Genomic DNA, 22,904 nt, shown 5'->3' with positions numbered 1-22,904 from the left:
CTTGCCAGCGATGAGGCCAATGCAGCCCCATGATTTCCAGAATCAGAACACAAACCGCCCATCAAACACCGGCTTGTCATCCAGCGCCAACACCCCTCCAGAGAAGATCAGATCCAGGTGATGGCTGCCCTTGGCCCCGCCACCCAGCCCCAGATGCAAGCCACAATGGCGTTCCTCGAACCCGGCGTTGCGCGCATAGAGGTCTTTCACGCCTTCGTTGGTGCCAATCCCCAGTTCCTCGATCCGCCGGTTCGACGGATTCGCATCCAGGTATTTGTTGAAGTCATGCTCCAGGCCCGGCACATCCGTGGCGATGCGGCTGATGGTCGAGTTTTCGATCCACAACTCCAGCGGCGACTCCAGCACGCCGTACTTGCGCGCAAACGGAATGGTGCTGAGGAAGGTGCCCTTGAACTTCACGTGGCCGTTGATTTCTTCGCTGTGGGTGGCGATTTCACCGGGGGTCAGGTCGAAGTTGCCGACACCATTGATGTCGGTCCACTTCTTGATGCTGCTCATCGGCGTTTCAAACCATGAGCCGATGTCATCCTTGAAACTCAGCGTCGTGGCCTGGGACATGCGCTGAATCAGGTGGCTGTTCAGGCCGGCAATCCGCTGCGGCGTGACGCTGAACGTGTCGTAGAAATAATCGCCGTAATCCTTGAACAGCAGTGACTTCTTCCAGTTTTGCGCCATGACCGCTTGTAGCGCGCGGACAAACTCCGGGCCGTCGGGGCTTGGGTTAGGCAGGGTGGAAGAGTCGTAGAAGAAAATGTACAGATCGCTGTCGGTTATCGCCAAGGTCAGCGCTGCGGTGCTTTCCAGATCCAGGCGCCGGGCGCTGAAGTTGAAACGCGGATGATCGCCGGCCTGTTCGGCGATTGCGCCGGTCAGGGCTTCGTAATCGGCGGTGTGGCCGAGCAATACCTGCGCCGAGTCGAGACCGGCGAGGGCTGGATGATGTTCGAGGTAGTAAAGGAAATGCGAGATCGCGCGGGGCTTATCCATGAGTCCTCCCTGACTGACCGTGAAGAAAGCGGCAGGCACGACCGGCCCGATCGTGCCTGCCCGGTGATGTCTTTACAGAGGCCACATCGCCGTGCCGAACGGAACGACCGCGTCGGCTTGCATCATTTCTACGGCGGCCTCGTGGGTCGGTGCTTCAAACCATTCGTCCAGTTGCAGTTCGCTATCCAAGTCTTTTTCGAATGCTTGCATGGTCGATCTCCTAGATGACTTTCACGGTTGTGACTGGCCGGTCGAGTTGGCCGGCGAGACGTGAAGAACCTAGTTCAGGGATTTTTACAATGCAAAAAATCATTCATTTAATTTTTAAATAGATTTTTTATTCTGTTTTTGGCGGCGGTTTTCTTATTTAAAAACAAAAAACTAAGCGTTCGGATCGTTAGCAAGCTAGCTACCGTCAATTTGCAGACGTCTGACAGAAATTTCTGAAATGGAAACTCTTCGTTACGGTCTGTAAATAAATGTTTACGAAATCTGCGGTAAACCCCAGTGAAAGGAGCCTGATGTCAACGCTGTAAGGAAAACCTGCCGAAGCCCCATCGGCCTGGAGCTGCGCAAGGCTCTGGCGCGCTTGTTTCAGAGGCGTTTGAAGGGTGAGATGCGCCTCATACCTGCCGTGCAGGTGCATAACAAGAAGGAGGCGCAATGAACGCCGTGACTGATTTCCACTTCTCACCGTGGGACGGTTTTCCTGCCGTTCCCGTCGATGGCCCGCAAAGGCTTGACTCAATTTTTGCAGCCGCTCGAGCGTCTCGAGGCGGACACACGCAATCCCGGCAACCGACACGCTGATCCAGCGGGGTCTGGCGGCAGGGGGTTAGCGGTGTACAATGCGCCGCGTTTTAACTGTGACCCTCTGCGTAATCGCATGAATCTCAAGGCTATACGCCTTGTTCACTCCGCCGCGCCACAAGCGTATCGGGTTCGATTTCGTCACAGATAAAAACAAACAGGTGACGCATGACCGTTGTAAAAAAGCTGAACTCCTGGTGCCTGCGCTGGGGTTTGATCGGGGCTGCTTGAAATCGCAACCTTGCAGCAACGTCTACTGAACATCATCAAACCTTGCGTGAGACCTTTTTCATGAGTGGACAACCCTCGCAATCAGGCGAGCTGAAACGCGGCCTGAAAAATCGACATATTCAACTGATCGCCCTCGGTGGCGCGATCGGTACAGGATTGTTCCTCGGCTCGGCCGGGGTCCTGAAATCCGCCGGCCCGTCGATGATCCTCGGCTACGCCATCTGCGGCTTCATCGCCTTCATGATCATGCGCCAGTTGGGCGAGATGATCGTCGAAGAGCCGGTGGCCGGTTCCTTCAGCCATTTCGCGCACAAGTACTGGGGCGGCTTTGCCGGTTTCCTGTCGGGCTGGAACTGCTGGATTCTGTACATTCTGGTGGGCATGTCGGAGCTGACTGCGGTCGGCAAGTACATCCACTACTGGGCACCGGAGATCCCGACCTGGGTGTCTGCTGCCGGGTTCTTCGTGCTGATCAACCTGATCAACCTGGCCAACGTCAAAGTCTTCGGTGAAGCCGAATTCTGGTTCGCGATCATCAAGGTCGTGGCGATTGTCGGCATGATTGCCCTCGGCAGCTACCTGCTGGTCAGCGGCAACGGTGGCCCGCAAGCCTCGGTCAGCAACCTGTGGTCCCACGGTGGTTTCTTCCCCAACGGCGTCAGCGGTCTGGTGATGGCCATGGCGATCATCATGTTCTCGTTCGGTGGCCTGGAAATGCTCGGTTTCACCGCAGCCGAGGCCGACAAGCCAAAAACCGTGATCCCGAAAGCGATCAATCAGGTGATCTACCGGATCCTGATTTTCTACATCGGCGCCCTGGTGATCCTGCTGTCGCTGACCCCATGGGACAGCCTGCTGGCAACCCTCAACGCGTCTGGCGATTCCTACAGCGGCAGCCCGTTCGTGCAGGTGTTCTCGATGCTCGGCAGCAACACTGCCGCGCACATTCTCAACTTCGTGGTGCTGACCGCTGCGCTGTCGGTATACAACAGCGGCACCTACTGCAACAGCCGCATGCTCCTGGGCATGGCCGAGCAGGGTGATGCGCCGAAAGCGCTGGCGAAAATCGACAAGCGCGGCGTGCCGGTGCGTTCGATTCTGGCCTCCGCGGCGGTAACGCTGGTGGCGGTGCTGCTCAATTACCTGATCCCGCAGCATGCGCTGGAACTGTTGATGTCGCTGGTTGTGGCGACCCTGGTGATCAACTGGGCAATGATCAGCTTCTCGCACTTCAAGTTCCGTCAGCACATGAACAAAACCAAGCAGACGCCGTTGTTCAAGGCTCTGTGGTATCCGTACGGCAACTACGTTTGCCTGGCGTTCGTCGCGTTCATTCTCGGCGTGATGCTGTTGATCCCGGGCATTCAGATCTCGGTGTACGCGATTCCGGTGTGGGTCGTGTTCATGTGGGTCTGCTACGTGATCAAGAACAAGCGTGGCGCGCAGCAGGCGCTGCACGCGGCGAGTTCTGCCGCCAAGTAAGCAAGCTGCACAAACAACAAACCCGGCCAATGTGCCGGGTTTGTTGTTTCTGAGCCTTTTGCGAATTCCCTGTGGGAGCGAGCCTGCTCGCGAAGGCGGTGCGTCAGTTGAACGATTTTCGACTGACACTGCGTATTCGCGAGCAGGCTCGCTCCCACAGTGGATCTTCGTCAGGTTCGAGAGGGTTTTCGCGGTATCCTGCGCGTACTGAATACGGACGCTTTTCCATGCTGGTGATTTCCAACAATGTGCATCTGCCGGATGCCGAGATCGAATTGACGGCCATTCGCGCCCAGGGTGCCGGTGGACAGAACGTCAACAAGGTCTCCAGTGCCATGCACCTGCGCTTCGACATTGCGGCCTCGTCCTTGCCCCAGTTCTACAAGGAACGGTTGCTGGCGCTGCGCGACAGTCGCATCACCAGCGACGGCGTGTTGATCATCAAGGCCCAGCAATACCGCACGCAGGAAGCCAACCGGGCCGATGCGCTGGAACGTCTGGTGGAGTTGATCGTCAGCGCCACCAAAGTTGAGAAGAAACGTCGCCCGACCAAGCCGACCCTCGGTTCAAAGAAGCGTCGGCTCGAATCGAAAACCAAGCGCGGCAGCATCAAGGCCGGGCGCGGCAAGGTGGATTTCTAGTCTTCGCGGTATTTCGCCGTGTGCTTGTACAGGTACACGCTCAGCGCCAGGCCACTCAGCGCGGCGAGGGCGGCGAACAGGAAGATCGAGGCGAAACCGAATCCGGCAGCAATGGCCCCGGCCAACGGCCCGGTGATCCCCAGCGACAGGTCGATGAACAGCGAGTAGGCGCCGACTGCCGCGCCCCGGCTGGACGCAGGCACCAGATTCACCGCTTCTACGCCCAGCGCCGGGAACACCAGCGAGAAGCCGAAACCGCTCAGTGCCGCGCCCGCCAAGGCCCAATGCGCATCCGGCGCCAGCCACAGCAGCAACAGCCCCAGTGTCTCTACCGACAAACAGGCAATCGCCACGCGAAAGCCGCCGAGGCGGTTGATCAGGTTGCCGAACAAGAGCCGCGCGCCGATGAAACTGGCGCCGAACAGGCTCAGGCACAACACCGCGTTGTCCCAATGCTGCGTGGCGTAATACAGGGTGATGAAGGTGGCGATGGTGCCGAAACCAATCGAGCCCAGCGCCAGTCCGCAGCCGTGCGGGAAAACCCGGCCAAGCACATGCATGAACGGCAAGCGCTCACCGGCGACCACCGGGGCGGCGGTTTTCGGCCACGCCAGCAGCAGGCCCAGCACGGCCAGCAAGATGATGCTCACGCCCATGCTCCACAAGCCCAGTCGACTGACCAGCCACACCCCGAACGGCGCGCCGATCGCCAGTGCGCCGTAACTGGCGATGCCATTCCACGAGATGACTTTGGCGGTGTTCGCTGCGCCGACGCGGCCGATGCCCCAGCCAATCGAGCCGGAGCCGACCAGGCTTTCCGCGCTGCCCAATACCAGACGCCCGATCAACAGGCTGATCAGGCTCAGCATCGGCAGGTTCGGCGTCCACGCGGAAATCAGCATGAACACGCCGCTAAGGCCACAACCGGCCAGGCCATACATGACGGCCAGTTTGCTGCCCTTGTTGTCGATGATCTTGCCGGCGTATGGGCGGCTGAGCAGGGTAGCGAGGTATTGCACACTGATCACCAGCCCGGCGACGACCGCGCCAAAACCCAGATCACTGTGGACATAGCCCGGCAGCACTGCTAGCGGAATGCCGATGTTCAGATAACCGATAAAGGTGAAGAGGACGATGGAAACAACCTGCAGCGTAACCTTCATAGGGCGCTGGGGCTCGGACATAGAGGACGACATGGGTAAAGATCCACGGGAGCAGCACAATAGATAGGCTGCTCATGATACCGGCGAGAAAAAATCTGGGGCGGGAAAAGTAAAACTATTTGCCTGGCGGCGACTTCAGGGTTTGGCGGGAGCAACCAGTTGCGTGGTGACCAGTGCAGCGAGGGCATTTTCTTCGCTGCCGAAACGGGCGAGCAGGGCGGCTTGTTTCTCGGGAGAGAGGCGGCTCCAGATCTCGATCATTTTCTCGGTGGCGCCGATCAGGACGGCAGCTTGGCTTTCGGAGAATTCGTCGGTCATGGCGGGCTCGGTTCAGGCAGTGTGGAAAGCGCATCTTAGCGCTTTCCACACGGTCTGTACGGCGGGTGTTGCTTACTCGTCGCTGTCGGCCGGACGGCTCTCAGCAGCTTCTTCAGGCTCGGCCTGTGCGGCGCCGGCTTGTTGCATGGTCGTCTGCTCAGGCTCGTGCAGGCTTGGGAAGGGGAGATTAGGAATCTCGTGCATGGTTGCGCTCCTCGCTAAGTCTGTTGATAGATCTGGTAGATCCGCGCTTTCAGAAAGCTTGCGCAGGATACAGCAGGAAAAATGACAATCAGACTTTTAATTCAATTTATTGCGACAAATGGCCGCAGGGGGAGGGCGGGAAGCAAAAGATTGCTGCAAAAACAAATGCAGGAGCTACCGCAGGCTGCGATCTTTTGATCTTGCTTTAAAAAAGATCAAAAGATCGCAGCCTGCGGCAGCTCCTACAGGGTATTGCGGTGTTACTTGCAGACGTCGGCGATTGCGTCGGCCAGCAGCGCCAGGCGCGTCGCATCGATGCCGGCAACGTTGGCCCGACCCGAACTCACCATGTACACACTGTGATGCTCGCGCAGTTGTTTCACTTGCTCCGGCGACAGGCCGGTGTAGGAGAACATCCCGCGCTGCACGCCAATGTGTGCAAAACGCTCGCGCAACCCGTGCGGCTCCAGCGCTTCGACCAGGCCGCTGCGCAATTGCGCAATACGCAAGCGCATGGCTTCCACTTCGTCAGCCCAACGGGCTTTGAGCTCTGGATCAGCGAGGATCGTCGCGACCACAGATGCACCGTGATCCGGCGGCGTCGACCACAGATTACGGGCGATGTTGGCCAGTTGGCTGCGGATATCGATGAGCTTGTCGGCGCTTTTCGCGCAGACGATCAGCGCACCGGTACGGTCGCGATACAGGCCGAAGTTTTTCGAGCAGGAACTGGTGATCAACAGCTCAGGCAGTTCAGCGGCGAATAACCGGGTTGACCACGCATCCTGCTCCAGGCCATCGCCAAAGCCCTGATAGGCGAAGTCGATCAGCGGCAGCAAATCACGGCTGCGCACGACGTCCAGCACACGCTGCCAGTCGTCATGGCTGAGGTCGAAACCGGTCGGGTTGTGGCAGCACGCATGCAGCAACACCACGTCGCCCTTCGGCACTTCATTGAGCACCGCGAGCATCGCTTCGACGTCGAGACGGTTGTCGCTGCCCACATAAGGGTAGTGACTGGCCTTGACCCCGGCCGCCGCAAAAATGGTTTCGTGGATCGGCCAGGTCGGATTGCTCAGCCATACACCTTTGCCCGGCAGGCATTGGGCGATGAAGTCGGCAGCCAGACGCAGGGCGCCAGTGCCGCCCGGCGTCTGAGTGGCGCCTGCACGCTGCTCGGCGAGCAGTTTCGAACCGGCGCCAAGCACCAGCTCGTTGATGACCTTGCCGAACAACGGATTGCCGTGGCCACCGATGTAGGTCTTGGTGTCCTGGCTTTCGACCAGCCGCGCCTCGGCGATTTTCACCGCTTCAGGGATCGGCGTCAGGCCCTGGGCGTCCTTGTAGACGCCAACGCCCAGGTCGAATTTGCGCGGGTTAGGGTCCTGCGCATACGCCTCCATCAAACCGAGGATAGGGTCGCCGGGTACCCGGCCGATGGCGTCAAAGTGCATTACTTGCGTCCTTCAGCGGTCATGGCTACTTCATCCGTGCGCGCGGCCATGATGAAGTCGTTACGGTGCAGGCCTTTGATCGAGTGGCTCCACCAGGTCACGGTGACTTTGCCCCATTCGGTCAGCAGGCCCGGGTGGTGACCTTCGGCCTCGGAGATCTCGCCGACGGCGTTGGTGAAGGCCAGCGCGTGCTTGAAGTTTTTGAACAGGAACAGTTTTTCCAGTTGCATCACGCCATCGCGAACTTCGATGTTCCAGTCAGGGATCTGCTTGATCAGGATCGGCAGTTCTTCGTCGCTGACTTGTGGCGCATCGGCGCGGCAGGCTTCGCAGTGGGCTTGGTTCAAAGTAGACATGGTGGGCTTCCTGAAATCTGGAGGTGTTTTTTTATATTGGCCGTCAATGCCGCCACGCTAAAGCAAAGTGGCGGCAACTGACAGACTCACTTGTCAGCAAAAGTGGCGGGTCACGCCGCTTTTGGTTTTGGCGGAAATTTCGGCGCGTGCAGACCTAGCTGCATACCTTGTCTGACCATGGCCATGATGTCTTCATGAGCCACATCGAACAGGCGCTTGAGGTTCGGCAGGACAAAGTACAGCGGTTGCAGGATGTCGATGCGATACGGCGTGCGCATCGCTTCCAGCGGATCGAATACCTGATGCTCGGGCTCGTCCGACAACGAATAAACAGTTTCTTTGGGCGAAGACAGGATGCCGCCGCCGTAGATGCGTTTGCCTTGCGGGGTGTCGACCAGGCCGAACTCGATGGTCATCCAGTACAGACGCGCGAGGTAAACGCGCTCTTCCTTGGTGGCTTGCAGGCCTAGTTTGCCGTAGGTGTGAGTGAATTCGGCGAACCACGGGTTGGTCAGCAACGGGCAGTGACCAAAAATCTCGTGGAAAATATCCGGCTCTTGCAGGTAGTCCAGCTCTTCGCGGGTGCGAATGAACGTGGCCACCGGAAATTGTTTGCTGGCGAGCAATTCGAAGAAGGTCTGGAAGGGGATCAGCGCCGGGACACGGGCGACCTGCCAGCCGGTGGTCTCGCCGAGCACTTTGTTGATCTCGCCCAGTTGCGGGATGCGGTCGTGGGGCAGACCGAGTTTTTCGATACCGTCCAGGTACTCCTGGCACGCACGACCCTCGAGCACTTTCAGTTGGCGAGTGATCAGCGTGTTCCACACCGCGTGTTCTTCGGCGGGGTAGTCGATAAAACCTTGCGCATCGGGCTCGCGGGCCACGTATTGCGTCTGCTTCATACTGCTCTCCTGCTAGGGGAATTCGTTCTTGTTATGTCCAGCGATGGACTCAGAATTACCTGAGAGCGCGTTGATATGCAGCAGGTTGAATCACCTGTGCGTAGGAAATTTCTCTTTAATTCGTAAAGTAATCGTTACGCTTTGACGAATATCTCGCGTTTACAGTGATTCACGGGTTTGAAAAGGTCGGTAGCTGTCACATAATCTTGACAACTATCTGCGTGCCTCGGCAGAAAGTATCCCCTGTGGGAGCGAGCCTGCTCGCGAATACGGTTTGTCTGACACATCACTGCTGAATGTGACGCCGCCTTCGCTAGCAGGCTCGCTCCCACAGGGTCTGTGTTCAACCTTTTTACTGGTCTGTCGGGTCATTTATATGCGTATCAAAGTCCACTGCCAGAACCGCATCGGCATCCTGCGCGACATCCTCAATTTGCTGGTGGCGTACGGGATCAACGTCGCGCGCGGCGAGGTCGGCGGTGAGCATGGCAACGCGATCTATCTGCATTGCCCGAACCTGATCAATATCCAGTTCCAGGCGCTGCGGCCGAAATTCGAAGCGATTGCCGGGGTGTTCGGCGTCAAGCGGGTAGGGCTGATGCCGAGCGAGCGCCGGCACATGGAATTGAACGCATTGCTCGGTGCGCTGGAGTTTCCGGTGCTGTCGATCGACATGGGAGGCTCGATCGTCGCCGCCAACCGCGCGGCGGCACAGTTGCTCGGCGTGCGGGTCGATGAAGTACCGGGGATTCCACTGTCGCGCTATGCCGAAGATTTCGATTTGCCGGAACTGGTGCGGGCGAATAAATCGCGAATCAACGGCATGCGGGTCAAGGTCAAGGGCGATGTGTTTCTGGCCGATATCGCCCCGCTGCAATCGGAACACGACGACAGCGAAGCCATGGCCGGTGCGGTGTTGACCCTGCACCGCGCCGACCGCGTCGGCGAGCGCATCTACAACGTGCGCAAGCAGGAGCTGCGCGGGTTCGACAGCATTTTTCAGAGCTCCAAAGTCATGGCCGCAGTGGTGCGTGAAGCACGGCGGATGGCGCCACTCGATGCACCTCTATTGATAGAAGGCGAAACCGGCACGGGCAAGGAGTTGCTGGCGCGCGCCTGTCACCTCGCCAGTCCGCGCGGGCAGTCGCCGCTGATGGCGCTCAACTGCGCGGGTCTGCCGGAGTCGATGGCCGAGACCGAGCTGTTCGGTTATGGCCCCGGCGCTTTCGAAGGTGCGCGGGCCGAAGGCAAGCTTGGTCTGCTGGAATTGACGGCGGGGGGGACGTTGTTTCTCGATGGCGTGGGTGAAATGAGTCCGCGCTTGCAGGTCAAACTGCTGCGCTTTCTGCAGGACGGCTGCTTCCGTCGCGTTGGCAGTGATGAAGAGGTTTATCTGGATGTACGGGTGATTTGCGCGACGCAGGTGGACCTGTCCGAGTTGTGCGCGGGGGGCGAGTTTCGCCAGGATCTGTATCACCGCTTGAACGTGCTGTCGTTGCACATTCCACCGCTACGCGAATGCCTCGACGGTTTGACGCCGCTGGTGGAGCACTTCCTCGATCAGGCCAGTCGGCAGATTGGCTGTTCGCTGCCGAAACTGGCGCCGGCGGCGATGGATCGGCTCAGCCATTACCACTGGCCGGGCAACGTGCGGCAGTTGGAAAACGTGTTGTTCCAGGCCGTTTCGCTGTGTGACGGCGGTATGGTTAAAGCCGAACATATTCGTCTGCCGGATTACGGCGTGCGTCAGCCGCTTGGCGATTTTTCGCTGGAGGGCGGGCTGGACGAGATCGTCGGGCGCTTCGAGAAAGCCGTGTTGGAGCGATTGTATTCGGAGCACCCGAGCAGTCGGCAGTTGGGCAAGCGACTGGGCGTTTCGCACACGACCATTGCCAATAAATTGCGAGAGTATGAGGTTGGCAAGTCTGAGTCATAGTCAAAAACTCCATTGGCTTTGATGGCCTCTTCGCGAGCAGTACTGACAACTTCGGCGTCAGCCTTTGCCACCTACCGGCACAACACCGCCGGTTTTTCGACTTCGGTACATTTCCCCTTTCCCCGCACCCCCCCTCAAGTCCTTTGTTTGCCGGGCTTCGCGCTGCCAGAAAAAAGTTGGTCTGCAAATTGCTTATGGCTCAGCAGTACAGCAGTGGGCGGCAAACGTCCGGCATGCAGAGGAAAGAGCGTGGACAAGTACCTTTATGTAGCAATGACCGGCGCGAGCCAAAACGCGCTGGCGCAAAGGGCTCATGCCAACAACCTGGCGAACATTTCCACCAACGGTTTTCAGCGCGACCTGGAGCAGGCGCGTTCGATGCCGGTGTTCGGTGACAGCTTTCCGGCGCGTGCGTTTGCCATGAGCGAGCGGCCCGCCACCGACTTCACTCCTGGGTCGCTGGTGCAGACCGGACGTGACCTGGACGTCGCCGTGACCGGCAACGGCTGGATCGCCGTGCAGAACCCGAGCGGCGGCGAAAGCTACGTGCGCACCGGCAGCCTCAATGTCGATGCCCTCGGTGTATTGCGCGCCGGCAACGGCATGCCGGTGATGGGCAATGGCGGTCCGATCGCCGTTCCACCCGAGCAGCAGATCGAAGTCGGTGAAGACGGCACCATCAGTATTCGTGCGATGGGCGAAGGCCCGCGTGTGATGGCCGAAGTCGACCGGATCAAACTGGTCAACCCGGACATCAAGAACATGAATAAAGGCCTCGACGGCTCGATCTACACCAAGGACGGCCAGCCGGCGCAGGCCGATGCCAACGTCAAACTGGTGTCGGGTTTCCTTGAGTCGAGCAACGTCAATGCCGTCGAAGAGATGACCTCGGTGCTGGCCCTGGCCAAGCAGTTCGAGTTGCACATCAAGATGATGAACACCGCCAAAGACGACGACCAGGCCATGGCTCGGGTCTTGCAGATCAGCTAATTATCAGAACGTCGCGCCGTAAAACAGGCGCACGAGGAGAATCGAATGCTTCCGGCTCTATGGGTTGCCAAAACGGGTCTGTCCGCTCAGGACACCAACCTGACCACCATTTCCAACAACCTGGCGAACGTCTCGACCACGGGTTTCAAACGTGACCGCGCCGAGTTCCAGGACTTGCTGTACCAGATCAAACGCCAGCCAGGCGCCCAGTCGACTCAGGACAGCGAGCTGCCATCGGGTCTGCAAGTGGGTACCGGTGTGCGCATCGTCGGCACCCAGAAAAACTTCACCGCCGGCAGCCTGCAAACCACCGAGCAGCCGCTGGATATGGCCATCAACGGTCGCGGTTTCTTCCAGATTCTGCAGCCGGACGGCACCACGTCCTACACCCGTGACGGTACGTTCCACCTCGACTCCAATGGCCAGATCGTCAACGCCAGTGGTTTCGCTCTGGAGCCTGCAATCGTTATCCCGAACGACGCGCAAACCTTCACCGTCGGCAATGACGGCACCGTTTCCGTCACGCTGCCGGGCAACGCTGCCTCGCAAGTGATCGGCAACCTGCAGACCGCTGACTTCATCAACCCGGCCGGTCTGCAAGCCGTGGGCAACAACCTGTTCCTGGAAACCGCCGCTTCCGGTGCGCCGCAAGTCGGTACTCCGGGCCTGGCCGGTTTCGGCACCACGCTGCAGAACACCCTGGAAACATCCAACGTCAGCACCGTTGAAGAGATGGTCAACATGATCACCACTCAGCGCGCTTACGAGATGAACTCCAAGGTGATCTCCACCGCCGACCAGATGCTCTCGTTCGTAACGCAGAATCTGTAATCAAGTCTATGAGGCGGCCATGAGGTCGCCTGCAACACCGTGAGGTAGGGTCATGAATCGCTTTGTATCTGTTCTGGCATTGAGTGGGGTCGTCTCGCTCGCGGGCTGCGTCGCTCCGACGCCCAGGCCCAATGACCCTTATTACGCTCCGGTGTTGCCGCGCACGCCGTTGCCGGCGGCTGCCAACAATGGCTCGATCTATCAGGCCGGTTTCGAGCAGAACCTGTACAGCGACCGCAAGGCGTTCCGGGTCGGTGACATCATCACCATCACCCTGAACGAGCGCACCCAGGCGAGCAAGAACGCCAACTCGCAGATGGACAAGAACAGCGACAACTCGATCGGTTTGACCTCGTTGTTCGGTTCCAGCCTGACCACCAACAACCCGATTGGTGGCGGCGACCTGAGCCTGAACGCCGGTTACAGCGCCGACCGCTCGACCAAGGGTGATGCCAAGTCGGGACAGAGCAACAGCCTGACCGGTTCGATCACCGTAACCGTCGCCGACGTCTTGCCTAACGGCATCATTGCCGTGCGCGGCGAGAAGTGGCTGACGCTGAATACCGGCGACGAGCTGGTGCGCATCGCCGGCATGGTTCGCGCCGATGACATCGCCACCGACAACACCGTGTCGTCGACTCGCGTCGCCGATGCACGCATCACCTATTCGGGTACCGGCGCGTTTGCCGATGCGAGTCAGCCAGGCTGGTTCGACCGTTTCTTCCTCAGCCCGCTGTTCCCTTTCTAGGTGGCTACGTTGAATTTGAAAAGCCTTATGCTGGCCGCGCTGTTGTTGCCGGTGGCGTTCAATGCACAAGCCGAACGGTTGAAAGACATCGCCAGTATTTCAGGCGTGCGTTCCAACCAGTTGATCGGCTATGGCCTGGTGGTCGGGCTTAACGGCACCGGTGACCAGACAACGCAGACGCCGTTCACCCTGCAGACCTTCAACAACATGCTCTCGCAGTTCGGTATCAAGGTACCGCCGGGATCGGGCAACGTGCAGTTGAAGAACGTCGCGGCGGTGTCGATCAGTGCCGATCTGCCAGCGTTCGCCAAGCCGGGCCAGCAGGTCGACATCACCGTTTCGTCGATCGGTAACTCCAAGAGCCTGCGCGGCGGCACACTGTTGCTGACCCCGCTCAAGGGTATCGACGGCAACGTCTACGCCATTGCTCAGGGCAACCTTGTTGTCGGTGGTTTCGATGCTGAAGGTCGTGACGGTTCGAAGATTACCGTCAACGTTCCGTCGGCCGGTCGCATCCCTGGCGGTGCGTCGGTTGAGCGTTCGGTGCCGAGCGGTTTCAACCAGGGCAACAGCCTGACGCTGAACCTCAACCGTTCCGACTTCACCACCGCCAAACGCATCGTCGACAAGATCAACGACATGCTCGGCCCTGGCGTCGCACAAGCCATCGACGGCGGTTCGATTCGCGTGACCGCGCCGCTCGATCCGAGCCAGCGTGTCGACTATCTGTCGATCCTGGAAAACCTCGAAGTCGATCCGGGGCAGGCCGTCGCCAAAGTCATCATCAACTCGCGCACCGGCACCATCGTCATCGGCCAGAACGTGAAGGTTTCGCCGGCCGCCGTGACTCACGGCAGCCTGACCGTGACCATTACCGAAGACCCGATCGTCAGCCAGCCAGGTCCGTTGTCCAACGGCCAGACCGCTGTTGTGCCGCGTTCGCGAGTGAATGCCGAACAGGAAGCCAAACCGATGTTCAAATTCGGCCCGGGCACCACCCTCGACGAGATCGTTCGTGCGGTGAACCAAGTCGGCGCGGCGCCGGGCGACCTGATGGCGATTCTTGAAGCACTGAAACAGGCCGGCGCGTTGCAAGCCGACCTGATCGTGATCTGAGGACGGCCACTATGGATATGCGCAAAAGCGGTCTGGTCGGCAGCAGCGATTCGGGTTCCTACTCCGATCTCAATCGTCTGAATCAGCTCAAGGTCGGCGACAAGGACAGCGATGCGAACATGCGCAAAGTTGCGCAGGAATTCGAATCGCTGTTCCTCGGTGAAATGCTCAAGTCGATGCGCTCTGCCACTAATGCGTTGGGCGAAGACAATCCGCTGAACACGCCGGCGGCCAAGCAGTATCAGGAAATGTACGACCAGCAACTGGCCGTTTCCATGTCCCGCGAGGGCGGTGGTATTGGCCTGGCCGACGTGCTGATGCGCCAGATGTCGAAGAACAAACCGATGGCGCCGGGCGAAGCTGAAGCTGCCTCCGCTGCCAAGCAGGAAGCCGCGAAAGCCGCTGCCGCTAATGTCGCCACGCCGATTGCGGCCGGCACCGTCGGTACTGGCCCGTTGTCACGCCTCAATGGCGAGCGTCCGCTGTGGGCCTCGCGTGCGGTGCATGCGCCGAACACCCAGCTCGCGCACAGCAATGATATGGCACTGATCAACCAGCGCCGTCTGGCCTTGCCGCCGAAACTGGCTGATCGTTTGCTCGCAGGGCTGGTGCCGTCGGCAACGCCTGCCGCGACAACTCAATTGCCGCAACGCGCCACGACTGCTGCCATCACGGGCACAGGCCCGCTGTACAACGGCGACTGGCTGGCGCGTGCCGAGGCCGAGAAAGCCTCAGGCGGCCAGATGCAGGTTTACGGCCGTGCAGTGGCGCAGATTCCGCTGGCACCGGCGAAAAAAGCCTTCAGCTCTGCCGACGAATTCGTCAACACCATGCTGCCGATGGCCAAGGAAGCCGCCGACCGTATCGGCGTCGATCCGCGTTACCTGGTGGCGCAAGCCGCGCTGGAAACCGGTTGGGGCAAATCGGTCATGCGCGCGCAGGATGGCAGCAGCAGCCACAACCTGTTCGGTATCAAGGCGAGCAGCAACTGGCAGGGCGATTCGGCCCGGGCAATCACCAGCGAGTTCCGCAATGGCGCGATGGTCAAGGAGACGGCCCAGTTCCGTTCCTATGCCTCGTACAAGGACAGCTTCCACGATCTGGTGACTTTGCTGCAGTCCAATAATCGTTATCAAGAAGTGCTGAAGTCGGCCGATAACCCAGAACAGTTTGTACGCGAGTTGCAGAAGGCCGGTTACGCAACCGATCCGAACTACGCGAGCAAGATTTCGCAGATAGCCAAGCAGATGAACAGTTTTGAAAACTACGCTGCGGCGGGCGTTTCCACCACGCCTTTATAAGGCACAAGGTATAAGGTCTGAACCATGAGTTTGCTCAATATCGGGATGTCGGGGCTGTCGGCTAGCCAGTCCTCTTTGGCTACGACAGGCAACAACATTGCCAACGTCGACACCGCCGGTTATTCGCGCCAGCAAACCGTGCAGGGCACCAAATCCTCGCAGCAGTACGGCAGCGTTTTCATCGGCACAGGCACCACCCTGGCCGACGTGCGCCGGGTCTACAACTCGTACCTGGAAACCCAGTTGCACACCGCGACTTCGCTCAACAGCGAATCGGCGTCGTTTCTGGCGCAAGCCAAACCGCTGGACGGCACGCTGTCCGACGTCAACACCGGCCTGACCGGTGTGTTGCAGAAATTCTTCACCTCGATGCAGGGCGTATCGACTTCGGCCACCGATGACACTTCCCGTCAATCGGTGCTGACCGGCGCACAGGCGCTGACCGGTCGCTTCAACTCCATCGCCAAGCAATTGAACGACCAGAACACCACGATCAACGGCAGCCTGAGCGACATGACCGCCCAGGTGAACAAACTGGCCAACTCGATCGCCGCGCTCAACCAGAAGATCGGTGAGATCTCCACCAGCGGCGGTGCGCCGAACGATTTGCTCGACAGCCGTAATGAGGCCGTGCGTCAGTTGTCCGAACTGACCGGCGCGCAAGTCGTCGAGCGTGGCACCAGTTTCGATGTGTATGTCGGCAGCGGCCAGCCGCTGGTCATCGGCAACACCACCAACTCCCTCAGCACCGTGCCGAGCAAGGATGACCCGACACGCATGGGCATCCAGATGGATCGCGGTTCGAGCACCATCGACATCACTTCGGTGATCAACGGTGGCGAAATCGGCGGTTTGCTGACTTATCGCAAAGAAGTGCTCGACCCGTCGCTCAACGAGCTGGGGCGTGTAGCGCTGGTCATCGCCGATCAGATCAACAGCCAGCAAGCCCAGGGCATCGACAAGAACGGTGACTTCGGCGCGGCGATTTTCAACAATATCAACAGTGCCGCGCTGATCAGCCAGCGCAGCATTGCGCAGTCGGGCAACAGCGCGGGCTCGGGCAACCTTGATGTCACCATCAAGGACACCGGCAAGCTGACCACCAGCGATTACCAGGTGACGTTCACCAGCGCCACCGATTACAGCGTCAAGCGCTCCGACGGCACCGACATGGGGACGTTCAGCACCAACACGACGCCACCGCCGGTGATCGACGGCTTCAGTCTGGCCCTCAAGGGCGGCGCGTTGAGCGCGGGCGACAGCTTCAAAGTGACGCCGACGCGCAATGCGGCAGCGAGCATCCAGACCGTACTGACCGATCCGAAGAAAATTGCTGCAGCGGGCCCGTTGACTGGTGTGGCCAGCGCCAACGGTCTGGGCACTTTTACCCAGCCGACGCTCACCGACAAGATCAACATCTACAACCCGGCCGCCCAGGCCGAAATGCAGACTGCGCTGAAATATTCGACGCCGGTCAAACTGGTGTTCGGCGAGGCGAGCGGCGGCAGCCAGCCGTACACCATGGTCGACGCCAAGGGCGGGCTCATCAGCTCCGGTACGATCGTTCCGGGGCAGGCGAACACCCTGGACCTGAAAGTGGGCATGGTCGATGCCAACGGCGCCAAGATCATGGACACCTCGGTCACGCCTAACGTGCAGAAGACGTTCACCGTGCAGACCACCGTCGGCGGCACGCCGAAGGCTGGCGAAACCTTCACCATGAACATGACCGGCGCGGCCTCTTCGGATAACCGCAATGCCCAGGCGCTGGTTGGCCTGCAAACCAAACAGACCGTCGACACCGGTTCGGCGAGCAAGGGCATCAGCCTGACCGACGCCTACAACAAACTTGTGACCAACGTCGGTACCAAGACCGCACAAGGCAAGTCAGACGTGGAAGCCACCACGGCGATCCTGACGCAGGCTGCCGGTGCGCGTGACTCGCTGTCCGGGGTCAACCTGGATGAAGAAACCGGCAACCTGGTCAAATACCAGCAGTACTACACAGCGTCTTCGCAGATCATCAAAGCTGCGCAGGAAACTTTCGCCACGCTGATCAACAGCCTTTAAGGAGTCGTAATTCATGCGCATTTCCACCGCCCAGTATTACGGAACGCAAGCTGCGGACTATCAGCGTAACTTCAACAAGGCGCTGGCCAGCGCCAGCGAGGCGAGCAGCCTGCAACGCATCAACACCGCCGCTGATGATCCGGTCGGTGCCGGTCGCCTGCTGCAACTGGGTCAGCAGGCCGCGATGCTGGAGCAGTACACCACCAATATCAGCAGCACCAAGAGTGCGTTGACCGTGCAGGAATCCACGCTGGATGCCATCACCACGGCGTTGAGCCGCGCCAAGGAACTGTCCCTGGCCGCCAACAACGGCACGATCACCGACAAGGATCGCCAGGCTTACGCCTCGGAACTGGGCGAGATCCAGAAACAGGTATTGGGCCTGATGAACTCCAAGGATGCCGACGGCAACTACCTGTTCTCCGGTTCGAAAACCGACACCGCGCCGTATTCGCAAAACACCGACGGCACCTACAGCTACAACGGTGACCAGACCACCATCAATCTGGGCATCGGCGATGGCCTGACGGTCGGCACCAATACCACCGGTTGGGATGCATTCCAGCAGACCATCAACACCGGTCGCACCAACACCAGCCTGACTGCCCCCGCGGTGGATGACGGTCGCGTCGTGTTGTCCAACGGTACCGTTGGCACCGCTGCCACCTATAACTCGAAGTTCGCCAGCGGTCAGCCGTACACCGTCGAATTCGTCAGCAGCACGCAGATGAAGATCACCGACGCCCTGGGTAACGACGTAACTGCTGACGCCAGCAAGAACGGCGTGATCAGCAACACCAGCGGCAGCAACCAGAGCTTCAGTTTCCGCGGTGTCGACATGAAGCTGAACATCAACCTGAAGGCCGGTGACACCAACCCGGATGCGGTCATTGCCGGGCATAGTTTTCAACTGGCGGTGACACCGGACACGTTCACCACGTCGCGTAGCCCGGGTAACTCCTCGACGGCGGTGATCACCGGTTCCAGCATCACCGACCAGGCGGCCTACACTGCGGCATTTCCGCAGGGCGGGGCGATCCTCAAGTTCACCAGCGCCACTGCGTTCGACCTGTACGCGGCGCCGGTAACTGCTGACAGCAAGCCTGTGTCTTCGGGCACTGTGGCCGGTAGCAACGCGACGGCAGCCGGTGTGACGTTCGCTTTGGGTAGCGCCCCGGCAGCTGGCGATCAATTCTCGATTCAGCCAAACAACCACCAGACTCAGAACGTGCTCGACACCCTGGGTCAGATGATTACCGCGCTGAATACGCCAATCGATGGCGACCCGGTGGCCAAGCAGAAACTGCAGGGCGCCATGGAAGCAGGTATCGGCAACATCGACGCCGCCACCAATCAGATCGGCACCGCTGTTACTTCCATCGGTGCCCGTGGCCAGTCGCTGGATATGCAATCCGCCACCAACGACAGCCTGAGCACAGCGAACACCACGACCCAGGGCTCGATCCGTGATTCGGATCCGGCTGAAGTCATGACCCGCCTGACCTTGCAACAGACCATGTTGCAGGCCGCGCAACTGGCGTTCAGCAAGATCAGTCAGTTGGGTTTGTTCAACAAGATCTGACGGTAACGGGCGCGCAAGCGCCCGCTAGCTCGGCTCTTTAGTTTCCAATGTCTTTTTTCGCGGTTTCAGAGGGCTCGCTGTTCCGGGCGGGGTCCCGCCGCTTGCGAGTCCGCCGTGAATTCACTTCCCCTTGTCAGCCTTGTTATTCCTGCCTTCAATTCGCGTTTTTTCGAGCGGGCGTTGCGCAGTGCCGTCAGTCAGGGCTATGGCAATCTTGAGATCATTGTGTGCGATGACAGTCGCGGCAGTGAGATCGAAGACATCGTTAAGTCGGTTGTCGAGCAGTCCGGCGTCACTGTGCGTTACGTGCGTAATCCGCACACGTTGGGAATGATCGGCAATCTGAAAGCCTGCCTGGATCAGGCTCAGGGCGAGTTCATCAAGTTCTTGTGTGACGACGATCATCTGTTTGCCAGCTGTATCGAGTATCAGGCTCGCGTGCTGGCCGAACGTGACGAGGTCAATCTGGTGCTGGCCCAGCGTCTGCTCTGGGACGCCGACGACATGGTGCTGCCTTCACGTCTGGAAAACACGCCGCTGTCACCAATCAGTGGTTTGTTCAAGGGTGACGACTTGCTGGCAATCTTCGAGGCGTTCCCGTCGAACATCCTTGGTGGTTTCAGCAGTGCCATGTTTCGTCGCACCGATGTTCTGGAGTTGTTGCCGGCGCTGACGCAGCCGGAGCACTGCTTTGTGGCGAGCCTCGATTTTGCGCTGTTTGTGTGTCTGATGCGGCGTGGCAACGTGGTCATGTCCAACCATGTTTTGAGTGTCGAACGCCTGTATCCCGATCGTCTGAGCGGCCAGCAAGCCATGAAAGACGCGCTCGAAATCGAGCGGCAATGGCTGATGCAAATGCTCAAGGCGCGCAGCGGAGAATCTGCGCCTGCCAAGGGTTGGGTGCGTTATGTGCCGATACCCAAGGCAGACGAGTCGCCACGGGTCTGGGAAGAACTGCCGCTGAGCCGTACGCTCGGTACCAAACAGAGCGCTCAGATATGGGCGGTTGGTGGTAGCAGTCAGAGTTTTTCCGAACTCTATACGCAATGGCTGGCGTGCCGCGCGCTCACTGACGTTCAGCGCAGACTGTTGCCGGACACGCTGGCAGGCTGGCCGTCCACGCCGCGAATCGTACCCATTGTGCTTGATGATCAGGGCAGTTCTGCAGCGCTGGAACGTACGCTGGAGAGTCTCGCCGCGCAGGTCTATGCGCCCGAGCTGACACTGGTGTTGTCTTCCAGTTGCGCTGAGCCGGTACTGGACGGACGTGTGTTCCATTTGCCGCTGCAGGACGATCGCCTGCAACAGATCAATGAATTGCTGCCACAGTTGCAGGGAGCCGACTGGTTTTATCTGCTGCGTGCCGGCGACCGTCTGGTGCCTCCTGCCTTGCTGATGATGGCCGAGCGAATCGCCTTCAACAGCGATTTGCAATGTCTATACAGCGATGAAGGCAGTTTGCGGGCGGGTGAGTCGGTAGAGCCGGCATTTAAGCCCGACTTCAACCTCGACTTGATGCGCACCTATCCTTATGTCGGTCGCGCCCTGGCGTTCCAGCGTAATGCCTTTGTGGCGCTCGGCGGTTTCGATTCGACGTTCACTGAGTTGGCGCCTCACGACCTGTTGTGGCGGATGGTTGAAGATCAGGGCACTCAGGTGGTCGGGCATCTGGCCGAGATCGCCATCGAGTCGACATTCGATTTGGCCAAGTGGCTATCGCTGCCTGAAGTGACCGAAAACAACGCGCGATTGCTGGCGACCCATCTTGATCGTCTGGGGATCGCCCACGACATCCGTCGCGGCAGCGTCGAGTTGCTCAATCGAGTCGATTACCGGCATGTGAACCGGCCGTTGGTCTCGATCATCATTTCTACCCGCGATCAGATTTCAGCGTTGCAGCGTTGTGTCGAGAGCCTGCTGGAGAAAACCGCGTACAGCGAATATGAGCTGCTGCTGGTGGATAACGGCAGCGAGACCGAGCAGGCTCGTACCTGGCTGAGCGGTATGGCGCAATTGGGCAGCGATCGAGTGCGGGTGTTGACGTACCCGCAGCAGGGCAACGTCGCAGCCTTGCGCAATTTTGCCGTTGCCCAGGCGCGGGGCGAGTACGTGCTGCTACTCAACCCCTTTGCGGTGATCACTCAGGGTGACTGGCTCGACGAGTTGCTCAACCACGCCCAGCGTCCGGAAGTGGGCATCGTCGGTGCCAAACTGTTCAATCCCGATGGCTATGTCTTGCATGCCGGGCTGGTTCTGGGCTTGCAGGGGCCGGCCGGTGTGCCGTTCTATGGGCAGGCGATGCAGTCCGCCGGGTACATGTTCCGGTTGCAGGCGGTCCAGGACCTGAGCGCCGTCGGGGCTGATTGCCTGATGGTGCGCAAGTCGGTGTTCGATGCGGTTGACGGTCTGGATGAGCAGAGCCTGCCGCGCACGCTGCACGAAGTGGACCTGGCCCTGCGCGTCGCCCGGCAAGGTTATCTGGTGGTCTGGACCCCTTACGCGGTGCTGGCGCTCGGCGCGCAACCCGTCGAGTCGATCATTGATGAAGCCGCAATCTCACACAGCGAGCAGGAAAAAACCTTCTACAAGCGCTGGCTGCCGGTGGTTGCCCGTGACCCTGCCTACAATCCCAACCTGTCGTTGAACGGGGCCACCCGTTCGAGTTTCACCCTCGAGCCGGGCCTGCGCAGTGGTTGGAGTCCTTTCAGCAATAGCTCCTTGCCGAAAATTCTCGGGCTGCCGATCAATGCCTCCGCCGTCGGGCACTATCGTGTGACCCAACCGCTGATCGAACTCGAAGCGGCAGGCAGGGTGCAGGGGCAGATTCGCTATAGCGTGAACCTGCCGCCGATTGTTGAAATCGAGCGTCTGTCACCTGATGTGATTGTTCTGCAGGGCCGTTATGCCGAAGGGCCGATCAACGAGATGCCAGTGCTGCGTGACTACTTCAATGCGCGGCGAATCTATGAGCTGGATGACTACGTCATCGATGTTCCCCATCGCAATGCGCATATCCGCAACATGCCGGACAAGCATCAGATGGAGCGTCTGGTTCGCCGTGCGATCGGCATGTGCGATCGCGTCGTCGTCTCGACTCAGCCGTTGGCCAACGCATTGTCGGATATGCATCACGACATTCGTGTAGTGCCCAACATGCTGGCCAAAGAATTCTGGAGCAACCTGCGCAGCCAGCGCCGGACCTCGAAAAAACCCCGCGTCGGCTGGGGCGGCGGTACCAGTCACCATGGTGACCTGGCGGTGATCGCTGATGTCGTGCGCGAACTGGCGGATGAAGTCGACTGGGTATTTTTTGGTATGTGCCCGGACGACCTGCTCCCGTACATGCATGAGTTTCACGGGGTGATTGCCCTCGACGCGTATCCGGCGAAACTGGCCAGTCTCAATCTTGATCTGGCCTTGGCGCCGCTGGAGTTCCACATCTTCAACGACTGCAAGAGCAACCTGCGTCTGCTGGAGTACGGCGCCTGCGGTTACCCGGTGATTTGCACCAACACCGAGGCCTACCAAGGCTATCTGCCGTGCACCCGGATCAAGACCAACACCACGGACGAATGGCTGCAGGCAATCCGCATGCACCTGGCCGACCCGGACGCCAGCTATCGCATGGGTGACGATTTGCGCGAAGTCGTGCTGCGCGACTACATCTTGCGCGGCGATAACTTGCGTTATTGGGAAAGCGGATGGCTGGCGGATTGATCGATTTGCGTTGGCCACCATGAAGAAAACAGGCGACTTGGCAG

The 22,904-nt window shown here is 59.5% G+C and carries 19 protein-coding genes; 11 read left to right on the top strand and 8 right to left on the bottom strand.

Features of this window, described 5'->3' with window-relative positions; all coding sequences use genetic code 11:
* Positions 1-42: 42 nt before the first annotated feature.
* Both IEQ42_RS00910 and IEQ42_RS00905 read right to left on the bottom strand, forming a co-directional pair.
* A complete protein-coding gene (locus tag IEQ42_RS00910) occupies positions 43-1,008 on the bottom strand; it encodes a M29 family metallopeptidase (protein WP_210702268.1) in 966 nt (321 codons plus the stop codon).
* 72 nt (positions 1,009-1,080) lie between these two features.
* On the bottom strand, positions 1,081-1,218 hold the full coding sequence (locus IEQ42_RS00905; RefSeq protein WP_191624048.1) for a hypothetical protein: 138 nt from the start codon (positions 1,216-1,218) through the stop codon (positions 1,081-1,083).
* 891 nt (positions 1,219-2,109) lie between these two features.
* On the opposite strand from IEQ42_RS00905, the gene IEQ42_RS00900 reads away from it, so the two are divergent.
* Positions 2,110-3,531 carry an amino acid permease gene (locus IEQ42_RS00900; RefSeq protein WP_115147837.1) on the top strand — a complete coding sequence of 474 codons (1,422 nt, stop codon included), beginning with the start codon at positions 2,110-2,112 and terminating at the stop codon, positions 3,529-3,531.
* Between the two features lie 227 nt (positions 3,532-3,758).
* Positions 3,759-4,172, top strand: a complete 414-nt coding sequence (gene arfB / locus IEQ42_RS00895) for an alternative ribosome rescue aminoacyl-tRNA hydrolase ArfB (RefSeq protein WP_210702267.1) — start codon at positions 3,759-3,761, stop codon at positions 4,170-4,172.
* On the opposite strand, the gene IEQ42_RS00890 is transcribed toward arfB, so the two are convergent.
* The 6 genes from IEQ42_RS00890 to phhA form a co-directional block, all read right to left on the bottom strand.
* Positions 4,169-5,356, bottom strand: coding sequence for an MFS transporter (locus IEQ42_RS00890; protein ID WP_196304137.1), 1,188 nt, complete (start codon positions 5,354-5,356; stop codon positions 4,169-4,171). The two genes, arfB and IEQ42_RS00890, sit on opposite strands and share 4 nt — an antisense overlap.
* Before the next feature lie 114 nt (positions 5,357-5,470).
* Entirely contained in the window at positions 5,471-5,653 is a 183-nt protein-coding gene (locus IEQ42_RS00885) for a hypothetical protein (RefSeq protein WP_042558181.1), read from the bottom strand.
* A gap of 72 nt (positions 5,654-5,725) precedes the next feature.
* The gene (locus IEQ42_RS27460) at positions 5,726-5,857 is read right to left on the bottom strand and encodes a hypothetical protein (protein ID WP_269756003.1); all 132 of its coding nucleotides are present in this window, start codon (positions 5,855-5,857) and stop codon (positions 5,726-5,728) included.
* A 260-nt stretch (positions 5,858-6,117) separates the two neighbouring features.
* A complete protein-coding gene (locus IEQ42_RS00880) occupies positions 6,118-7,311 on the bottom strand; it encodes an amino acid aminotransferase (RefSeq protein ID WP_210702266.1) in 1,194 nt (397 codons plus the stop codon).
* Entirely contained in the window at positions 7,311-7,667 is a 357-nt protein-coding gene (locus IEQ42_RS00875; RefSeq protein ID WP_210702265.1) for a 4a-hydroxytetrahydrobiopterin dehydratase, read from the bottom strand. Before IEQ42_RS00875 ends, IEQ42_RS00880 begins: the two co-directional genes overlap by 1 nt.
* 110 nt (positions 7,668-7,777) lie before the next feature.
* On the bottom strand, positions 7,778-8,569 hold the full coding sequence (gene phhA, locus IEQ42_RS00870; RefSeq protein WP_210702264.1) for a phenylalanine 4-monooxygenase: 792 nt from the start codon (positions 8,567-8,569) through the stop codon (positions 7,778-7,780).
* Positions 8,570-8,945: 376 nt separating this feature from the next.
* Here phhA and IEQ42_RS00865 point away from each other — a divergent pair, with 376 nt between their 5' ends.
* The 9 genes from IEQ42_RS00865 (at position 8,946) to IEQ42_RS00825 (ending at position 22,860) form a co-directional block, all read left to right on the top strand.
* Entirely contained in the window at positions 8,946-10,505 is a 1,560-nt protein-coding gene (locus tag IEQ42_RS00865; protein WP_210702263.1) for a sigma-54-dependent transcriptional regulator, read from the top strand.
* 249 nt (positions 10,506-10,754) lie between these two features.
* Entirely contained in the window at positions 10,755-11,495 is a 741-nt protein-coding gene (locus IEQ42_RS00860; RefSeq protein WP_150594284.1) for a flagellar basal body rod protein FlgF, read from the top strand.
* Positions 11,496-11,540: 45 nt separating this feature from the next.
* On the top strand, positions 11,541-12,326 hold the full coding sequence (flgG, locus tag IEQ42_RS00855; protein ID WP_042558187.1) for a flagellar basal-body rod protein FlgG: 786 nt from the start codon (positions 11,541-11,543) through the stop codon (positions 12,324-12,326).
* 52 nt (positions 12,327-12,378) lie between these two features.
* On the top strand, positions 12,379-13,074 hold the full coding sequence (gene flgH, locus IEQ42_RS00850) for a flagellar basal body L-ring protein FlgH (protein WP_210702262.1): 696 nt from the start codon (positions 12,379-12,381) through the stop codon (positions 13,072-13,074).
* Positions 13,075-13,101: 27 nt separating this feature from the next.
* A complete protein-coding gene (locus IEQ42_RS00845; protein ID WP_210702736.1) occupies positions 13,102-14,190 on the top strand; it encodes a flagellar basal body P-ring protein FlgI in 1,089 nt (362 codons plus the stop codon).
* A gap of 11 nt (positions 14,191-14,201) precedes the next feature.
* The gene (flgJ, locus tag IEQ42_RS00840; RefSeq protein WP_210702261.1) at positions 14,202-15,491 is read left to right on the top strand and encodes a flagellar assembly peptidoglycan hydrolase FlgJ; all 1,290 of its coding nucleotides are present in this window, start codon (positions 14,202-14,204) and stop codon (positions 15,489-15,491) included.
* 24 nt (positions 15,492-15,515) lie between these two features.
* Complete coding sequence (gene flgK, locus IEQ42_RS00835) at positions 15,516-17,561, top strand: flagellar hook-associated protein FlgK (RefSeq protein ID WP_210702260.1); 2,046 nt, start codon at positions 15,516-15,518, stop codon at positions 17,559-17,561.
* A gap of 13 nt (positions 17,562-17,574) precedes the next feature.
* Positions 17,575-19,143, top strand: coding sequence for a flagellar hook-associated protein 3 (locus IEQ42_RS00830; protein ID WP_210702259.1), 1,569 nt, complete (start codon positions 17,575-17,577; stop codon positions 19,141-19,143).
* 114 nt (positions 19,144-19,257) lie between these two features.
* On the top strand, positions 19,258-22,860 hold the full coding sequence (locus IEQ42_RS00825; RefSeq protein ID WP_210702258.1) for a glycosyltransferase: 3,603 nt from the start codon (positions 19,258-19,260) through the stop codon (positions 22,858-22,860).
* The last annotated feature ends 44 nt before the right edge of the window (positions 22,861-22,904 follow it).

Source organism: Pseudomonas iridis (genome assembly GCF_017980685.1).
GTDB lineage: Bacteria > Pseudomonadota > Gammaproteobacteria > Pseudomonadales > Pseudomonadaceae > Aquipseudomonas > Aquipseudomonas iridis.
This window is presented reverse-complemented; position numbering and strand designations above follow the sequence as displayed.

Bases quoted from the DNA above. Each gene is read 5' to 3' on its own strand.
- IEQ42_RS00910 (WP_210702268.1), bottom strand. From the start codon at position 1,008: ATGGATAAGCCCCGCGCGATCTCGCATTTCCTTTACTACCTCGAACAT.
- IEQ42_RS00905 (WP_191624048.1), bottom strand. From the start codon at position 1,218: ATGCAAGCATTCGAAAAAGACTTGGATAGCGAACTGCAACTGGACGAA.
- IEQ42_RS00900 (WP_115147837.1), top strand. From the start codon at position 2,110: ATGAGTGGACAACCCTCGCAATCAGGCGAGCTGAAACGCGGCCTGAAA.
- arfB (WP_210702267.1), top strand. From the start codon at position 3,759: ATGCTGGTGATTTCCAACAATGTGCATCTGCCGGATGCCGAGATCGAA.
- IEQ42_RS00890 (WP_196304137.1), bottom strand. From the start codon at position 5,356: ATGTCCGAGCCCCAGCGCCCTATGAAGGTTACGCTGCAGGTTGTTTCC.
- IEQ42_RS00885 (WP_042558181.1), bottom strand. From the start codon at position 5,653: ATGACCGACGAATTCTCCGAAAGCCAAGCTGCCGTCCTGATCGGCGCC.
- IEQ42_RS27460 (WP_269756003.1), bottom strand. From the start codon at position 5,857: ATGCACGAGATTCCTAATCTCCCCTTCCCAAGCCTGCACGAGCCTGAG.
- IEQ42_RS00880 (WP_210702266.1), bottom strand. From the start codon at position 7,311: ATGCACTTTGACGCCATCGGCCGGGTACCCGGCGACCCTATCCTCGGT.
- IEQ42_RS00875 (WP_210702265.1), bottom strand. From the start codon at position 7,667: ATGTCTACTTTGAACCAAGCCCACTGCGAAGCCTGCCGCGCCGATGCG.
- phhA (WP_210702264.1), bottom strand. From the start codon at position 8,569: ATGAAGCAGACGCAATACGTGGCCCGCGAGCCCGATGCGCAAGGTTTT.
- IEQ42_RS00865 (WP_210702263.1), top strand. From the start codon at position 8,946: ATGCGTATCAAAGTCCACTGCCAGAACCGCATCGGCATCCTGCGCGAC.
- flgG (WP_042558187.1), top strand. From the start codon at position 11,541: ATGCTTCCGGCTCTATGGGTTGCCAAAACGGGTCTGTCCGCTCAGGAC.
- flgH (WP_210702262.1), top strand. From the start codon at position 12,379: ATGAATCGCTTTGTATCTGTTCTGGCATTGAGTGGGGTCGTCTCGCTC.
- IEQ42_RS00845 (WP_210702736.1), top strand. From the start codon at position 13,102: ATGCTGGCCGCGCTGTTGTTGCCGGTGGCGTTCAATGCACAAGCCGAA.
- flgJ (WP_210702261.1), top strand. From the start codon at position 14,202: ATGGATATGCGCAAAAGCGGTCTGGTCGGCAGCAGCGATTCGGGTTCC.
- flgK (WP_210702260.1), top strand. From the start codon at position 15,516: ATGAGTTTGCTCAATATCGGGATGTCGGGGCTGTCGGCTAGCCAGTCC.
- IEQ42_RS00830 (WP_210702259.1), top strand. From the start codon at position 17,575: ATGCGCATTTCCACCGCCCAGTATTACGGAACGCAAGCTGCGGACTAT.